This is a genomic window from Paenibacillus piscarius, from assembly GCF_022234545.1.
GTDB classification, from domain to species: domain Bacteria; phylum Bacillota; class Bacilli; order Paenibacillales; family Paenibacillaceae; genus Paenibacillus_AQ; species Paenibacillus_AQ piscarius.
Genome location: NZ_JAIEUI010000001.1, coordinates 318,729 through 334,534, shown reverse-complemented (window position 1 = coordinate 334,534; position 15,806 = coordinate 318,729). Strand labels below are relative to the sequence as shown.

At 53.3% G+C, this 15,806-nt stretch carries 15 protein-coding genes; 3 read left to right on the top strand and 12 right to left on the bottom strand.

All coding sequences use genetic code 11. The features are described 5' to 3' along the window. Positions 1-35 precede the first annotated feature (35 nt). The 5 genes from K1558_RS01355 to K1558_RS01335 all read right to left on the bottom strand — a co-directional run bounded on the left by K1558_RS01355 (position 36) and on the right by K1558_RS01335 (position 4,276). Entirely contained in the window at positions 36-629 is a 594-nt protein-coding gene (locus K1558_RS01355) for a flavin reductase family protein (RefSeq protein WP_238649573.1), read from the bottom strand. A gap of 30 nt (positions 630-659) precedes the next feature. After that, positions 660-1,598 carry a ring-cleaving dioxygenase gene (locus K1558_RS01350; protein WP_238649572.1) on the bottom strand — a complete coding sequence of 313 codons (939 nt, stop codon included), beginning with the start codon at positions 1,596-1,598 and terminating at the stop codon, positions 660-662. Positions 1,599-1,838: 240 nt separating this feature from the next. Next, positions 1,839-2,414, bottom strand: a complete 576-nt coding sequence (locus tag K1558_RS01345; protein ID WP_238649571.1) for a hypothetical protein — start codon at positions 2,412-2,414, stop codon at positions 1,839-1,841. After that, positions 2,411-2,899, bottom strand: coding sequence for a GNAT family N-acetyltransferase (locus tag K1558_RS01340; protein WP_238649570.1), 489 nt, complete (start codon positions 2,897-2,899; stop codon positions 2,411-2,413). The genes K1558_RS01345 and K1558_RS01340 overlap by 4 nt, the downstream gene beginning before the upstream one ends. Positions 2,900-3,010: 111 nt before the next feature. Continuing rightward, on the bottom strand, positions 3,011-4,276 hold the full coding sequence (locus tag K1558_RS01335; RefSeq protein ID WP_238649569.1) for a serine hydrolase domain-containing protein: 1,266 nt from the start codon (positions 4,274-4,276) through the stop codon (positions 3,011-3,013). 76 nt (positions 4,277-4,352) lie between these two features. Between K1558_RS01335 and K1558_RS01330 the strand changes: the two genes are divergently transcribed. Then, positions 4,353-4,640, top strand: a complete 288-nt coding sequence (locus K1558_RS01330) for an ArsR/SmtB family transcription factor (RefSeq protein WP_238649568.1) — start codon at positions 4,353-4,355, stop codon at positions 4,638-4,640. A 77-nt stretch (positions 4,641-4,717) separates the two neighbouring features. Continuing rightward, complete coding sequence (locus K1558_RS01325) at positions 4,718-6,055, top strand: MFS transporter (protein ID WP_238649567.1); 1,338 nt, start codon at positions 4,718-4,720, stop codon at positions 6,053-6,055. On the opposite strand, the gene K1558_RS01320 is transcribed toward K1558_RS01325, so the two are convergent. From K1558_RS01320 to K1558_RS01295, 6 genes are all read right to left on the bottom strand, one after another. Further along, entirely contained in the window at positions 6,024-7,622 is a 1,599-nt protein-coding gene (locus tag K1558_RS01320; protein ID WP_238649566.1) for a hypothetical protein, read from the bottom strand. The genes K1558_RS01325 and K1558_RS01320 overlap by 32 nt on opposite strands. Beyond that, a complete protein-coding gene (locus tag K1558_RS01315) occupies positions 7,615-8,328 on the bottom strand; it encodes an ABC transporter ATP-binding protein (RefSeq protein WP_238649565.1) in 714 nt (237 codons plus the stop codon). Before K1558_RS01315 ends, K1558_RS01320 begins: the two co-directional genes overlap by 8 nt. 72 nt (positions 8,329-8,400) lie before the next feature. Further along, a complete protein-coding gene (locus K1558_RS01310) occupies positions 8,401-9,159 on the bottom strand; it encodes an ABC transporter ATP-binding protein (RefSeq protein ID WP_238649564.1) in 759 nt (252 codons plus the stop codon). A gap of 9 nt (positions 9,160-9,168) precedes the next feature. Further along, positions 9,169-11,487 carry an ABC transporter permease gene (locus tag K1558_RS01305; protein ID WP_238649563.1) on the bottom strand — a complete coding sequence of 773 codons (2,319 nt, stop codon included), beginning with the start codon at positions 11,485-11,487 and terminating at the stop codon, positions 9,169-9,171. Beyond that, positions 11,472-12,770 (bottom strand): MFS transporter, encoded by a 1,299-nt coding sequence (locus K1558_RS01300; protein ID WP_238649562.1) that lies wholly within the window; start codon positions 12,768-12,770, stop codon positions 11,472-11,474. Before K1558_RS01300 ends, K1558_RS01305 begins: the two co-directional genes overlap by 16 nt. Continuing rightward, entirely contained in the window at positions 12,763-13,431 is a 669-nt protein-coding gene (locus K1558_RS01295) for a TetR/AcrR family transcriptional regulator (RefSeq protein ID WP_238649561.1), read from the bottom strand. The genes K1558_RS01300 and K1558_RS01295 overlap by 8 nt, the downstream gene beginning before the upstream one ends. Before the next feature lie 263 nt (positions 13,432-13,694). Here K1558_RS01295 and K1558_RS01290 point away from each other — a divergent pair, with 263 nt between their 5' ends. Next, complete coding sequence (locus tag K1558_RS01290; RefSeq protein WP_238649560.1) at positions 13,695-14,300, top strand: histidine phosphatase family protein; 606 nt, start codon at positions 13,695-13,697, stop codon at positions 14,298-14,300. Positions 14,301-14,631: 331 nt separating this feature from the next. Here K1558_RS01290 and K1558_RS01285 read toward each other — a convergent pair whose 3' ends face one another. Next, positions 14,632-15,678, bottom strand: a complete 1,047-nt coding sequence (locus K1558_RS01285) for an aromatic ring-hydroxylating oxygenase subunit alpha (protein WP_238649559.1) — start codon at positions 15,676-15,678, stop codon at positions 14,632-14,634. Positions 15,679-15,806 lie beyond the last annotated feature (128 nt).

Genomic DNA, 15,806 nt, shown 5'->3' with positions numbered 1-15,806 from the left:
TGTTGTGGTATAGAATATGCCTGAGCTGCCTCCTGTTACACCGGCCGCTCAATCTCAAAAATCTCCCCGATCCCCGCATAGCTATTCCCGGCCAGCCGGCTGACCGCCCCCAGCTTCACCGGATCAATGCGTCCCGCATTGTAAATCGCTTCATCGAGATGAAACTGTACAATCCGGCCGATAATCAGATCCGTATTCGGCAGCTCTACGCATTGCTCCAGCACACATTCCATCCGCACCTTCGCCTCCTGAACGCCTGGAACCGCAATCCGCAAGCTGTCTACCGGCGTCAGTCCGGCTAATGTTACTTCACTCTGATCCGGCGGCAAAGGCGCTGCGGTCCTATTCACCTGTCCGACATTCTGCTCATCCACAATGTGAATGACGAACTCCTTCGTCTGCTTAATATTACGTGCAGTATCCTTAGACTTACCCGCAGCATGTTGAATAGCGACAGAGATCAGCGGCGGATTGGAGGAGACAATATTGAAGTAGCTGAACGGCGCGCCATTCAAGACCTCTTCATCCGACAATGTGGTTACAAACGCAATAGGCCGCGGAATTATGCTCCCGATTAGCAGCTTATAATTATCCCGTTCGGTGCCCTGCAGCGGATCTATGGCAATCATGGGCGTGCCTCCTCTTTGGTTCAAAGCAAATTAGTCAAGCTCTCTTACCGTCACTGGAATCAGGACTTGTTCGAGCTGCGCTCTGTGCGGCTCATATTGCTCCGGCAGCATCAGGCTGCTGCCCATCGTCTCCGGCGTCTCATCATGGGCGAAGCCTGGAGGATCAGTGGCAATCTCGAACAGAATCTCCCCATGCTCTCTGAAGTAAACCGCGTTGAAGTAATTCCGGTCCTGCACCGGTGTCACTCCATATCCATTATCATGCACAAACTCCTGCCATTCAAGCTGATCCTGATCATCCTTCGCTCTCCAGGCGATATGATGTACAGTGCCAACTCCCATCTCCCCGCGCGGCACAGCCGTTAGCTTCAGTTCAACCACGTTGCCCAGATCCGCGAACGATTGGTAGCGGGCAACATCGCCTTCCTGGCCAACATAGTTAAGGCCCATCACCTTCTCCAACAGCTCTGCGGTTTGTTCAGGCTGCGTGGACAGCAGCGTTGCACCGCCGAAGCCCTTGATGGCCACCTCCGGGGTCACCCCGCCGAAGGTCCATTCATTCCGCTCACCGGCCTCCCGTTCTACCAGCTCCAGGTGCAGGCCGTGAGGATCATCGAATTCGAGGTACTGCTCCCCGAACCGCTCCATCTCCGTGTACGCAACCTTGAACTTCGTCAGCCGCTCTCTCCAGAAGTCCATTGCGCCTACAGGAATCACATACGAGGTAACGCCAACCTGTCCCCCGCCAATCTTCCCCTGATAGGCCCCTGCCCAAGGGAAGAACGTAATGATCGTGCCCGGCTTCCCGCCTTGGTTGCCGAAATAGAAATGATATGTTCCCGGATCATCGAAATTCACTGTTTTCTTCACCAGCCGCAGCCCCAGCACCCCTGCATAAAAATCCATATTTTCCTGCGGATGCCCGACTATAGCGGTGATATGATGAATTCCTGCGGTTTGTTTGTTCATTTGAAATTCCTCCTACAATAAATTTGGCATAACGATTGATTAATGTTAATAATTATATCTTTACTTTAAGATATTCGTTTAAATATTATCTTTAAATTAAGATATTTTATATTCATACTTTACCTCCTCTATCTCCTGTTGTCAAGCGTTTGATACCTGCAGGTTTTAAATGAAATAGCCCCTTCTGCTGAAGAGGCTTGAAATGTACTTGCAAGTACCTAAAGTTTAAACACAATGTCATCATCTGCAGTTCCGGTGGATAACACCCCAATTTTTTGTGAACCTGAGCTCTATTCCAGTCAGATCATCAGGCAACGGGGGCGATACAACAAATCTATAAGCAGCATGGTCCGAATTGCTTGACCCATTGATCATCCGGCAGTCATAATCTTCACCTATAGAAAGCTTCACGTGGATCATCTTCTCGTGATCAAAATGCTGATCCTCCGGCCCCTCCCAATCGATGTTGATCACAATGACGCTCGCATTGCTGTACTGCTTCATGGAGTTTAGGCTAAAGAGATAGTCACCTTGTTCGATCGCTTGCAGGATCTGTATATGCCGTATGAAGCCTGCGGGTTCAACCATCGGCTTGAAGTGCTCATCGTCCATCATGATCATAAACAGAGATTTGATATACTCCTCATACAGCCCGTAACGGGCAGACCATTTAGCCACAAGCTCTTCCGTAGGAAAAGTCTGCTTGTTATGGGAAACGTCTTTTCGCTGCCTAACAAGAGCGCAGATCTGCTCATCAATCTCGGTTAAATTATCATCATAGTCAACCGCTGGATGTCCTAGTGATAGCCGTTTCATAACGTTCCTCCCCGCTTCTCATAAAAGCACAAGGTCATCTTATCATTGATTTCCCGGGTTTCATTCGTCCTTCTGTAGCCCAGCTTCTCATACAAATAGCAGTTACGCTCCTCCTGCACGACGGTCGCCAGCCCCCACGTTTTCGCATCCGCATAGATCTCTTCAATCAGAGCGAAGGCCTGTTGGGCGATGCCTTGGCCTTGAGATTGCGGAACTACACATAATTGGCTAAGCCAGTAATGATGCTCATCTGTCTTCTTGACTCTGATGCTGCCCACCGCATTACCGGCGTTTCGGATGATATAGTAATCCACAAATTCCTGATTCATCCGTTCTAAGAGTCTCTCCATCGTTTCATTAGCCGGATTGGTCTCATAATCCTGATATTTCTCCAAAAGCGGCAAAAAAGCCGCATGCTGCATCGCATGGATAACTGCCGCATCCTCAACTGTCGCTTTGCTTAAAGTAACCGCTGAATTTTTCATTGTATGTACCTCCAGCCTTCATACTGTATACACATAATCCCAATGCTCCCCTTTAAGCAAGGAGTCTTAATCTCTTTCAATCTTATCCTATCACTTGACGCAGCGGCAACTTCAAGGGGCCAAGCGGGGATATCCGAAAAAAACCTTCTCTCCCTGCGCATTCTCAGTGATCTTATAGGGATGGCGCTGGTCATAGTAACGCTGGACAAATTCTCCATCGCCTACGGGATATAGCTCTATATGTACATTGCCGGTGAACCGGGTGAAATACAGCTTCCCGCCGATCAGCTCAAGCTGGATTTTATGTTCGAGATAGGTTCCGCAATAGTTTCTTAAGCAGTCTTCACTAAGCTGTAGCTCAGGATGCCGGGCCGGAGGCTCCACCTCCACTTGATGCAGAATATCCGCGAGGGCCTTGCCGAGTCTATACTGATTGATTGCTTCGTTGTTCGAGAGAATGATAATGCACAGATCCTCCGCGAAAAAATTCTGCATATACGTACAAATCCCCAGTTGATCGCCCCCATGGGAATACCGGTCTTGCCCGTACAAGGAGTGATGCTCCAGACCGTAGCAATAGCTGTTCTCGTTCTCCTGGAAGAATCGTTCATAGCCCGCTGGGGACAGCAGCTTCCGGTCGCGCAGACAAGTATACCATTTGTACAAATCCGCACAGTCCGATACAATACCTGCTGCTCCGATGCTAAACTTCTCGTTGTAGTAGGGGCATTTGACGGTTTCTGCAAAGTCTTTGATATAATTGCTGGACCTGTTCTTAATCACCGCACAGCCGTCATCTACCGTGGTGCTGTTCATCCCAAGGGGCAGGAAGAGATGATGATGCAGGAACTCCCCGAACGTCTCCCCCGAGACATGCTCAATGATCCAGGCCAGCAGGTTGTAATTGGAGTTATTGTAATCGTACGCCGTGCCCGCCGGCTGAACAGGCTTCTTGTTAATATATTGCCGGAAGAACCTTGTGCGGGAATAATCTAGCCGGTAATCGCCGCCAAAGAAATCGTTCTCAAAGTTATAAAAGTTATATAAGCCCGAGGTGTGCGACAGCAAATGGTGGACGGTGATAGACTCGTCAATCTTCAGCTCTTCTGGAAGATACCGCTGCGCGGGCTGGTCAACATCCAGCAGCCCCTTGTCATGCAGCAGCATGACGGCGAAGGCCGTAAACTGCTTCGACATAGAGGCGAGCGAGAAGCGTGACGCCAGCGTATTTTCAATTCCAAACTCCAGACTCGCATAACCGCAAGCCTTCTCCAGCAATACCTCTCCTTTTCGGATCACTTGAATCACGCCATACATGTCCCACAGCTTCAAGTACTCACTCACATAACGCTCCAGCTTGTCACTTATGCTCTCCATAGGCTCCACTCCCCCTACTTGTTTAGAATGATCTTTCCCCGTTGACAACCAAAATCCTCCAGAGTATCATAGTCACATGACTTTACAACCATTAACGGACGCGCAGCGTGTCCGCATATTTCAGACGTTGTCGGATGAGAAGCGGATTGAGATTATCCGCTTTTTGAAGAATATAGAGCGGCCCCCCATCTGCGGCGAGGTCGGACAGAGCCTCGGGATCAGCAAATCTAACAGCTCGTATCATCTGAAGCTGTTGTCTGAAGCCGGGCTGGTGAATATCAGGAAGGAAGGTGTACAGAAGCATATCCGTTTGAACCTGGACACCTTTGAAGCGTATTTGCCCGGGTTCCTGGCTACTCTCTAGACAGTAGCTTTTTTTATCCTAATAGTCATAAAGTTTTAGTACTATTAAACAATGACGACAATGAAGGAGAATTCGTTATGAAGATGACAGCCAGAGAGGCTGGACTATTGGCAACATTGTGTTTCCTGGTATTAATGGGCGTGTCTAATGCGGTTCTATTTAACGTGGCCCTGCCAAGCATCGTAGCCGAGCTGCAGCTAACAACCACTAAGGCCAGCCTGATCATTACCTGCTACACCTGCATCATCTCTATCGGAGCTTTAACGTATAGCAAATTATCGGAGCATATTCAGATCCGGACACTGTTCCTGACGGGTATCAGCCTGCTTGTAGGAGGCTCCATCCTTGGCTACCTCACCCACCACTACCTACTGCTCATTGCTGCCCGCGTCATTCAAGCCGGCGGCGGGTCCTGCTTCGTGCCCTTGTCCATGATTACCGTCAGCCATTATCTGCGGCCGGCTCACCGGAAGCTTGGCTTGACCCTGATCAGTTCCATGATGACCCTCGGCTCGGGCACCGGCTTCCTGCTGGGCGGCGTAATGACTTCCTTTTTCGGCTGGCACTCCCTTTTCCTGTTCATGGTCCTCATTGCGCTGGGCTTCCTCGGGATTTACGCGTTCATGCCGGGAGACTATCTCAGAGAAGATCCTAACCGGCAGCCATTCGATATCCCGGGTGCGGCAATGGTGATGCTGATGGTCGTTTCGTTCTTATTAGCCATTTCCCTGAACCTGTGGCTGTTCTTCATCACAATAATTATGATCGTGCTGATGAAGCGCTACGCCAGGAAGGACGTAAAGTCCCCTTTTGCAGATATACATATACTGAAGCTGAAGCCTTTTCAGAGGCTGCTTGCAGCTACCTCCCTGAACAGCGCCTCCATTGTGGCTGTCCTCTATCTGTTCCCGTTGCTGCTCACACATACCTACAGCATATCTCCTGTACAGATCGGTCTGATTCTGTTCGCCACCGCATTCTTTAACGTAGGTACAAATCTGATGGCTGGACGTCTGCTGCTAATATGGACCCCTACGCGGTTGATCAGTATCTTCAGCCTCGCCGCCATTGCCGGCTTTGTGCTGATGGCTCAAGGAGCTCACACCTCGCTGCCCCTCTTAGTAGCTGCTCTGGCGTGTATCTACATCGGGAACTGCGCTGTACAGATCGGCCTGAACCACAGCGTTCCCCGGACCGTTCCTGCAGCTTCAGGTGCCGCAGGCTTTGGGCTGTTCAATCTGATTAACTTCATAGGCATGGCGGCAGGACCTGCGCTATCAAGCCGGATGCTGTCGCTGAACAGCCCTTACTGGGCGATATTCCTGGTCTTCGCCGCTGTGGTAACACTGATACCCATGATTATCCGCACGGATGAACCGGCCGCTACAGCTTCTGAAATAACCGTTCCCCGCTGATCCGGATATATCTGTACATTCCGGCGCAGACCGCCGCCAGAAGCACAGCGTACCCCAGCAGGATGAGATGGCCGTTCACCTCAGGAAACATAAAGAGCAGCAGGAATGGAATGGCCAGGCTGACAATGCCCAGCAGCATCGATACCAGCACTGCCGCACTCTGCTTGACGACCGCAACCTCGCTGGTCCATTCCAGCTTGGGCAGCTTCAGGTTCACGATCACGCCCAGCAGGGCGGAATAACAGGCATAGATGACCGGAACCGCCAGCAGGAAGAGGCTCTCTATCCATCCGGCCTGCAGCGTATAGATCAGCAGCCCTGCACTCACTGTAATTACAGGCACGGTGACCGTGAGGTTCACAGCAGCCTTGCTGAGGATGATGGCGGACTTGGATACGGGAGAACTGGTCAAGATCCACAGATGTTGCCCTTCCATGGAGACCGAGCTGGCACTGGTGCAGCTCAGTACTACAAACAGAGACACCGCCAGCGGACTAAGTGTATTAAGGACCTCCGACAGCTGGGGAATGTCCATGATCGTTCCGAGCTTCTCCGCGCTTACAAATAGCAGGGAAACCGACATCATCAGGAGCATCACCATACCAATTCCAGTGTTCAGCACATAGTTGACAGAGCTGAAGTAACGCCGCAGCTCCTTCAGATACAAGGCCTTGAATGCCGAGTTCGCCTGTAGCGGCTTCATCGTGTACCGGCGGCTGGCACGGCTGGTTGTAAGTCCTGTGTGAATAGCCTTGTACCGGGTAGCCAGCAGGGCGGAGAAGAGTACGAAGACCAGTAAGGACAAGGCAATGAAGAAGATCAGCGAGCTAACCTGGTACGAGCAGACAGCATCCACATATACAGATGCCAGCGGATACACCTTATAGATTCTGTCGCCTATGGCTTCCCCTAAATCGGCAAGCTGCTGCTCACCGCCTCCCAGCAGGAATGAGCTTGACATAAGCACAATAATGAATACGAAGGTAAAGATGATGCTCAGCAATTTACTCGCCCGGAACCGGGAGGATATTAAGCTGATCAGCGCGCCGACAATCGTAGCCGCAATAATTGGCACCAGGCTAATGAAGAAGCAGCTCAGCACAAAAAACAGATAAAACAGCACGCCCGGCTTCACGTACATTGCGTACACTGCACCCGCCGGAAGCATGACCAGCAGTGTAAAGAACAGATTCATTACGTAGAGCTGCAGCACCCGGCTCGCTACCACATGACTGGTCTTCACCGGCAGCGACATGATCATATCGAAGTCCTTGAAGCTGAACAATACCCCGCCCGCCTTATAGACGGTTGTGAAGAATCCGACCAGTGAAGCCGCCGCCATCATCACCGCCAGCAGCAGATCCATCCGGTTCAGCGCATCAAACGTCTGGGCCATCATGAAGCTGTAGCTGAAGGAGAACGCTCCTGCCAGGAGCAACCCGAGGATCATGGACAGGCTGACCAGCAGCGCCTTCCGTCTCTCTGCCGGATCTTTGGTGTGGAGCGCTTTGTTGAGGCCGAAGGAGGACAATAATTGCAGCTTCGTTAACCGCCAGATATTAATCATTGTCGATCAGCTCCATGAATACGTCCTCCAGGCTGTTCTCTCCTCTGACCTCTCCGGTCTTGCCGTGGGCCATCAGCCGGCCGCCCTTAATAATCGCAATCTTGTTGCAGAGCTTCTCGGCGGTATCCAGCACATGCGTCGAGAAGAAGATGGCCCCTCCCCTGCTGCATACCTCGGCCATAATCGTCTTCAGCGTATGCGCCGCCTTCGGATCAAGACCCACAAACGGCTCATCCAGCACGAACAGCTTCGGCTCATGAATCAGTGCAGAGATAATCGCCAGCTTCTGCTTCATGCCATGGGAATACGAGGAGATCATGTCACCCAGATGAGGAGTAAGCTGGAAGGCATCGCTGTACTTCTGGATCAGGCGCTCCCGGTCAGCCTTCGTTACACCGAACAGATCCCCGATGAAATTCAGATACTGGATACCGGTAAGATGATCGTACAGATCGGGATTATCCGGGATGTACGCCATCTGCGCCTTGCAGGCCACCGGGTCCTTCCTGATTGAGATGCCACCGATTTCAATATCCCCCTGCTCAAAATCCAGCACCCCTACCACAGCGCGCAGCGTTGTGGTTTTGCCGGCGCCGTTATGCCCGATGAAGCCGTAGATATCGCCCGGCTCCACCACAAGACTCAGATCATCGACTGCCTTCTTACCGCCTTTGTAGCTTTTCGTAAAATTTCGGATTGTCAGCATTTCCTCTCACCTCTTCATTGGTGTCAGCAAATAACTATAATACGAACAATCCGGGAGAATCGTTCATTTCTATTAAATCCCAATCTCCCGCATCTTTGCCGTGATTTTGTTCATGCGGGATTCCGACGCCTCGCCGCTGTATTTCGGGAGCCATAGCTCATCGGCAATCCTGCCGTCGTGCATGAACATAATCCGCTCCGTTCTGGCCGCAACGGTAGCATCATGCGTGACCAGCATGACCGCCGTCCCTTCCTTATTGACCGCAGACAGCAGGTCCATAACCTCTTCCGCCGCCTTCTGGTTCAGCGCCCCGGTGGGCTCATCCCCGAAGATAATCTGCGGATTATTCATCAGTGCACGGCAGATTCCGGCCCGCTGCAGCTGGCCCCCCGAAGCCTGGGTAATCTCCCGCTCCGCAAGCTCCGCGATGCCTACCTTCTGCATCAGCCCTCGGGCCTTGTTCGTAACCGCTGCAGCATTGTGCCGGTTATCCCGCAGCGAGGGCAGGATGATATTATCCAGGATATTCAGGTTCTTCATCAGCGTCGGCTGCTGGAACACGAAGCCCATGGCTGTTCTGCGCAGGTCGGCAAGCTCATCGTCATCCAGCAGAGCCAGATCCTTGCCCTCAAAAGTAACCTGTCCTCCGTCAATCCGGTCCATTCCGCTAAGGGCAAACATCAGCGTCGACTTGCCCGAGCCGGAAGGCCCCATCACGGAGACGAATTCGCCTTCCCTAATCTCGGCCGATACCCCGTCCAGAACGTTCCTTGCTTCGCCTCCGGCTCCGTAGCGTTTCAATATATGGTCAGCTGTAATGATGGTCTTCATCTCTATCATCTACTCCTTCATATTCGCGGATATTTGAATTCGTCCGATCCCTGAAGCGCCGATAATGGTTGCTATCATCACCGAGCCCAGCATCATCAGCGGACACAGCACGTACGCCGACAGAGGATTAACCACGAACCGGAACGTTGATGCCCCGAAGGAGGAGATCACGGCTCCGGCCAGGCTCTGCCCCAGCGTATTCGCCAGCAGCGTGCCGAGCAGGGCCCCCGCCAGGAGGATCACGATTGAACGCGTATAGTATTGAGCGGTCAGATCTGAGTTCCTGAAGCCCAGTGCCTTCAGGACAGCGATGGAATAGCGGTCCTTGGCAATCAGCATCCGCATGAACAGCAGCGTAATCAGGACATTAATGACCAGCATCACGGCGATGGCAGTCCAAGCAGCCTTCCCGGCGGCACTGATGGTCGAACCGAAGGTCTGTCTGACATACTCATTAATATCCGATACCTTGGCATAGCTGAACTTCTGTGCATATTCGTGCACTTTGCTGACGGTCAGGGACGAATCGGCAAGCTTGGCATAGATGGTGGACCACATAGCCTCAGCGCTATCCGTGGAGAATACGGCCTTGGCCGTTTTGCCGCCATTCGTTACATCCGAGTAGATTCCGCATACCGTAAGCTTCCTTGCTTCCCCGTCAACCAGCAGAGTTATGGTGTCACCAGTCTTCAGCACCAGCTCCTTGGCGTTCACCGCAGAGAGAGCAATATCATTCGCGCCCTGCGGTCCGCGCCCCTCCGAATAGGCCACCGGGAAGACCGAATGGTCGCCAAGCTCGACCTTGATCCGTTCCTCCAGCCCGCTGTCCAGCTTCACCTTCAGCGCCCGGGTAGTCAGCACAGCATGGCGGGAGATGGCAGCATCCCGCTCCATGGCCCGGGCAATCTCTGCCGCCTTCTGCGGAATATCCGCGGTCTGCTGAATATCCAGCCGCAGGTCGCTGTCACCGATCCCCATGTAGGTGATGAAGCTTCGGGAGGAGATCGTATGATAGAGATTCTGGGGAACAATCATAATGAAGGAAGAGATAATGAGCACAGCCAGCAGGGTGATGTACAGCTTCTTCCTGGCGAGAACATCCTTGATACCCAGCAGCACATTCGTGTTCAGCAGCCGGCCTCTGCTCAGCTTCAGGCGCCCTGCACCCGCTGCCTGATCCTGGGACACACCGAAGCGGATAGCCTGTACAGCAGAGATTCTGCGGAAACGCTTCAGCACCCCGTTCACGTAAGCAACAATGGTCAGGAAGACCAGTGCGACGCCGATGATTCCCCAGGCCGAGGCCAAGAGAGACTTCCCGCTCTCCCCCATATATAACCGGATGTTCTCCAGCAGCAGGCCCCGGAACACGAACGACAGCGCATAGCCGAGCAGACTGCCCAGTGCTGCTATTGCCGCGTATTTCGCCAGGTAGATTTTCCGGAGATCAGAGACACGTAAGCCAATCGCCTTCATGACCCCAATCTCGCGGTAGTCGCTCTCTATGGCCGCCAGCAGCGTGAACCGGATGCATAGAAAAGCAATGATCACCACCAGCACGCTGGCCAGCAGAATCACCCCGATCATCAGCCCGTCGGAAATCGCATTCAGAATGCGGAACAGGGTATAAGTAACCGCCGGCCCGTTGGCTTCAAGTCCTGCAGCGGTATAGTCTGCCTCGAAGCCACTTAGTGCAGACAGGTCCTTAAGCCGGAACTCAATGAGATATTCCGTGCTGCCGGACGGTTGAATCGCTACATAATCGTGTGGGCTGACCAGGAATCTTTTGGAGGAGGCCAGCAGGGAATTCATCTGGGAATCCCGCAGGAACCCCGCTACCGTCAGACTTGTGCTCCCCACCTGAACAATATTGCCCACCTTCGCAGAACCATCCTTCAGATAGCTGACCGGAACATACACTTCCCCGTCCCGCACTGTAATCACCTGTCCGTCCAGATCCAGCAGATAATCAAACTGTCCGCTCTGCACACTGAAGCCATTATCCTGGACACTGTCTGTAAGCGGGCGGCCATCAACAGCGATCCGCGCCCCCTCCACATTGAGGAATTCGAGGACTTGCCAATTTACAACCTTATCATTCTTCTCGGCAAAAGCCTGCAGCCGTTCCCGGTCCAGCTCACCGGAATGCATCTGCACGAAATGCGGCGTCTTGGCGCGCGTCATCAGCGTATCAATCGCCCCGGTCAGATTGACGATCAGGATCGCCGACAGGGAGACCAGCATCGCGGCAGCGGCGACGAAGATCATGGTAGTCAATGCAGAAACTTTGCTGTTACGGATATCGTTGCGTATTATTCGGGAATACATGGTCCACCCCTGTTCTCAAGACTATGGATCGATTTCAAGCGCGAAATCATGATTGAAGCGGCACTCAGCATCAGTCCGGCAATAATGATGAGCAGTCCCATCCCGCGGCCGCGGCCGGTGCCGATAATCTGGCCTACGCTGTCCGCAAGCACCCCGCCCTGCACTAACAAAGGAGTGAATACGTAGTCTGCCAGCACCCCGGCCAGCATATACGCCGCTACGAACCCGAGCTGGGAGAGCAGCCCGATCAACGACCAGGCTCTTCCCTGGACCGAGTTATCGATATTGGTACGGACCAGATAATCAAGCGCGGTATTGGTGAAGGGCAGCATCGCAAAAAACATAAACCCCGACAGTCCAATCAGTATCACATTCTCGCGCAGCCCGAAGGCGGCAATGCTGAGGCCTGAGCAGAACAGTGACACTGCCAGCATCCTGACAAAATTTCTGCGGATGGCCAGCATCCCGATGAGCGCACTGGATACCAGCATCCCCGAGGCCATCACCGTCTCCAGGGTGCCCAGCACCGTACTGTTCGAGAAGGCCAGGATCATCGGCATGGCTAACGTCTCAATGAAGCCGATGAAGAAGGTCATGACCGAGGTCATGATAACCAGGATCAGCACGCCCCGTCTGCCGGAGACCGCCTTCCAGCCCTCTTTGAATTCCTGGATGAAGGCCTGGGCCTGCTCCGATTTCTTGGAGATCAGTCCGCTGCGTACAACAAGAGTAGTAGGCAATGTCACGAAAAAGGTGCAGATGTCGATGATCAGCAGCAGCTTCACATCTGCTACCGCGAGCAGCAGCCCGGCGAATACGGGCGAGATCAGATATTTGGCCGAGCCTGCAATCTGAACGAATCCGCTGGCCTTCGTATATTGCTCCTCGGTGAGCATATCCGTGATCGTCGCCTTGTAAGCCGGATCAAGCAGCGAGGAGAACACCGAGCTGACAGTCACTCCGATGCAAATCTGCCATAGCTGCGCTCCTCCGTTCATCATGCAGACCAGAATATAGATCAGGCCGGTTGCCGACAGACTGTCGCCCAGCACCATCAGCAGCCTGCGGTCGTAGCGGTCTGCCAGCACGCCGGCTACCGGACTGAGCAGCAGCGAAGGCATGAAGGCCAGCAGTGTCACCAGCGCCATGGCCGAGGTCTGACCGGTCTGCTGCAGGACGTAGATTCCCAGACCGAACGACGTCAGCCCGCTGCCGATCGCCGAGATAAATTGTCCCGACCATAAGAAGATAAATTTGCCGAAGCTGGTGCCCGCTCTACTCATTGTCTGCACCTTCCCCTTCTTCACCCGCGCTGCCGAACATCTGCATTACACTCATCAGGCTTCCGTTCTCCGCACCGAGCAGCCGCTCCACGTTGGCGATGAACGCCAGGATGCGGGACATGCGCAGCTCTTCAGTCATATCTATGATGTCATTGTCAAAAATCGTCGTGGCATACACCACCACCATCTCCATGCATTCATACGGATACTCCGTATTGAACAGCCCCTGCTCAATCCCTTCACTGATGATCGGCGCCAGCAGCGGCGGAACACCGGCAATGACCGCCTTCTGCACCTTCTGGTGCATCAGCGCATTCTGCGGCTGGTGAATATGCTCCATAATCTCGCTGCTGCCGCTGCCTCCTCCGCTGCTGATGTTCAGCGCCATTACCACGCGCAGCATCCGGTCGATGACCGGAATGCTTTTGTCCTCAGCGATCACCTTCGCCGCTCCCAGCATCCCGGCATTCGTCCGCTCAATCAGCGCATCCATAATATCTTCCTTGGACTTGAAGTGGTAATACAGCGTCCCCCGCGCTATGCCCACCTTGCCCAAAATATCGTTCGTGCTGGTGCCGTCGAACCCTTTCTGCCCGAACAGCTCAGCCGCTGCGTCAAGAATCTCGTTTCTGCGTTCTTCGGCTTCTTTTACCACTCTCATATTCATGTCTCCTTATAGTTAACAGATAGTGACCAAACTAAGTTTAAAATACCTCCCAAACCCATCGACCGACTGTCTGTCGGTAAGTGACTACAGCATATCACGCTTTGCCGGAAATGTCTTGTAATTTATTGTAACCGGGGGCATTCGCAGCTTCGGTCCTTGAACATTCTGGAAGCGGAGTGATATCCTTAACAGGATGCTCAAATCATGCTTTCATCAGTAACAATGGGAACGCTCTACATACGGGAGGCGATGAGAAGTTGGCGATTTACTTGGTAAGGCACGGAGCGGATGACGAAGGGTATCGCGGAGGCTGGAGTCAACGGGGACTGAATACGGAAGGATATAGACAGTCCCAGAAGCTGGGCCGCTATCTGAAGGAGAATCAGGCTTCATTGCAAATCAAACGTATCGTCAGCAGCGACCTGGCGCGGGCGCTGGATACAGCCGGGGAACTGGCAAGGGAACTGGAGTTACCTTTGGAGCGGAGTATGGAATGGAGAGAAATGAACAATGGCGTGATTGCAGGAATGCCTAATGAGATTGTGAATGAGCGGTATCCGGGCCTGTACTTCAGCAGTCTGCGGATGGACGAGCGTTACCCCGGCGGCGAGAGTCCGCAGGAGTTCTTCTCCCGCATCGGGGAAGCGTTTACCCGCTTGTGCGAAGAGCAAATGGAACGGGGGCCGGACGATAATGTCATGATTGTTACCCACGGCGGAGTTATCGACAATATATATTACATCCTCAAAGAATTGGACTGGAATAACCAGACCACCCCATTTCCTGCGTACTATACCAGTTTGCACACAATTGAGCATGTGGAGGGAAAATGGAGCCTCGCGCTGGAGAATTACACAGTGTAGGATACCCTCAACGTGCTTACGCAACGCCGATTGTAGTCGGTTTTCCGACTACATTTGGTCCACGTGCCTACGCAGCGCCGATTGTGGTCGGTTTTTCGACTACATTCGGTCCGTGTGCCTACGCAGCGCCGATTATAGTCGGTTTTCCGACTACATTTGGTCCGTGTGCCTAAGCAACGCCGAATGTAGTCGGTTTTTCGACTACATTCGGTCCGTGTGCCTACGCAGCGCCGATTGTGGTCGGTTTTCCGACTACTCCGCATAGCGTCAGCCCGGCAGCCGAGAGTCCGCTCTCGTCTGCCGGGCTGACGCTTAGCTATGGAAATTTCTCTTATGAAGTATAATTCCGGCCCAGCCCCAGGCTGGTCAGGAGCTGCCGGTAAGCAATCGATGTCCGGTCCGCCGGTATGTGGGCTTCGGCCTGGAGATCCAGCGGCAGGTCCTCCGGCGTCTGTGCCTCCACCATCTCCGCATCCTCCTGGAACACCTGGAGGTTGAACTTGATGGTGTCCTCAACAGGGGCGCTCTTGTCAAAGTTGCGTGAGATCGGGCAGAACAGCCGGGTATAACGGGCCGACACGGGTGAAGCACAATTCAGAATCTTCAGCCGGCCCTCATCCGGGAAATAGACGGTCAGTGAAGCGGCGAAGGGGGCAAAGACGCGGAATTCGCGCAGCCACTGGAAGCCTTCCGGGGCCGGATTCTCCTGTCCCTTGCCGTAGTTGCTGACCGTGCTCCAATATTCAGCCACCAGCTCCGTCTCCCCTTCCCGCCATACCTTGTACTGGGGCACCTCTGTATTGTTGCGGTCCCCGAAGGTGGCTGTATGCACATATGCGAAGTGAGATACATCGAGGAAGCCCTCCATCTGCCGCCCGGAGGAGCCGGCAATATCGAAGCTCGGAATGAGAATATTGATATAGTCAGGATCATCCCAAGCCGGGAAGGCAGGGATCTGCTCCGGTGCGCCGCCAAGGCAGGTCCAGATCAGGCCATAGCGCTCGACAGCGGGATAGACGGTTAATTTCAGCCGGGGCGAGATTTTGGCAGCAGGATGCGCCGGTACGGCTGTACATTTCCCTTCACAATTATAACGGAAGCCGTGGTACGGACAGACAATCTCCCCGTCCTCGACCCAGCCTTTGCTCAAGGGAGCGCCGCGGTGAAAACAAAGATCCCGGGCCACCACCACCTTGTCTCCGCTGCGGTAACAGACCAGCTTCATATCCAGCAGCTTCACCGCCACCGGCTGGTCCTGCACCTCCTCCGCAGCCGCGACCGGATACCAGTACTGGGCCAGAATCCGCCAGTCTTCCGGCGAGAAGGTGCAATCACGCGGGAGTTCCAGCTCTGCCTGCTGCTTCTTTTCCTCTATCATGGCTCCCCCACCCCTTTATGTTTAAGAATAGTTAATTATATGTCAGGATAATTGACTTGTTGAGTGTATTTTAAGCTAACTTCACCTTATATATCAATTATTCATCGAACCTATTGGTATTTCCGCCT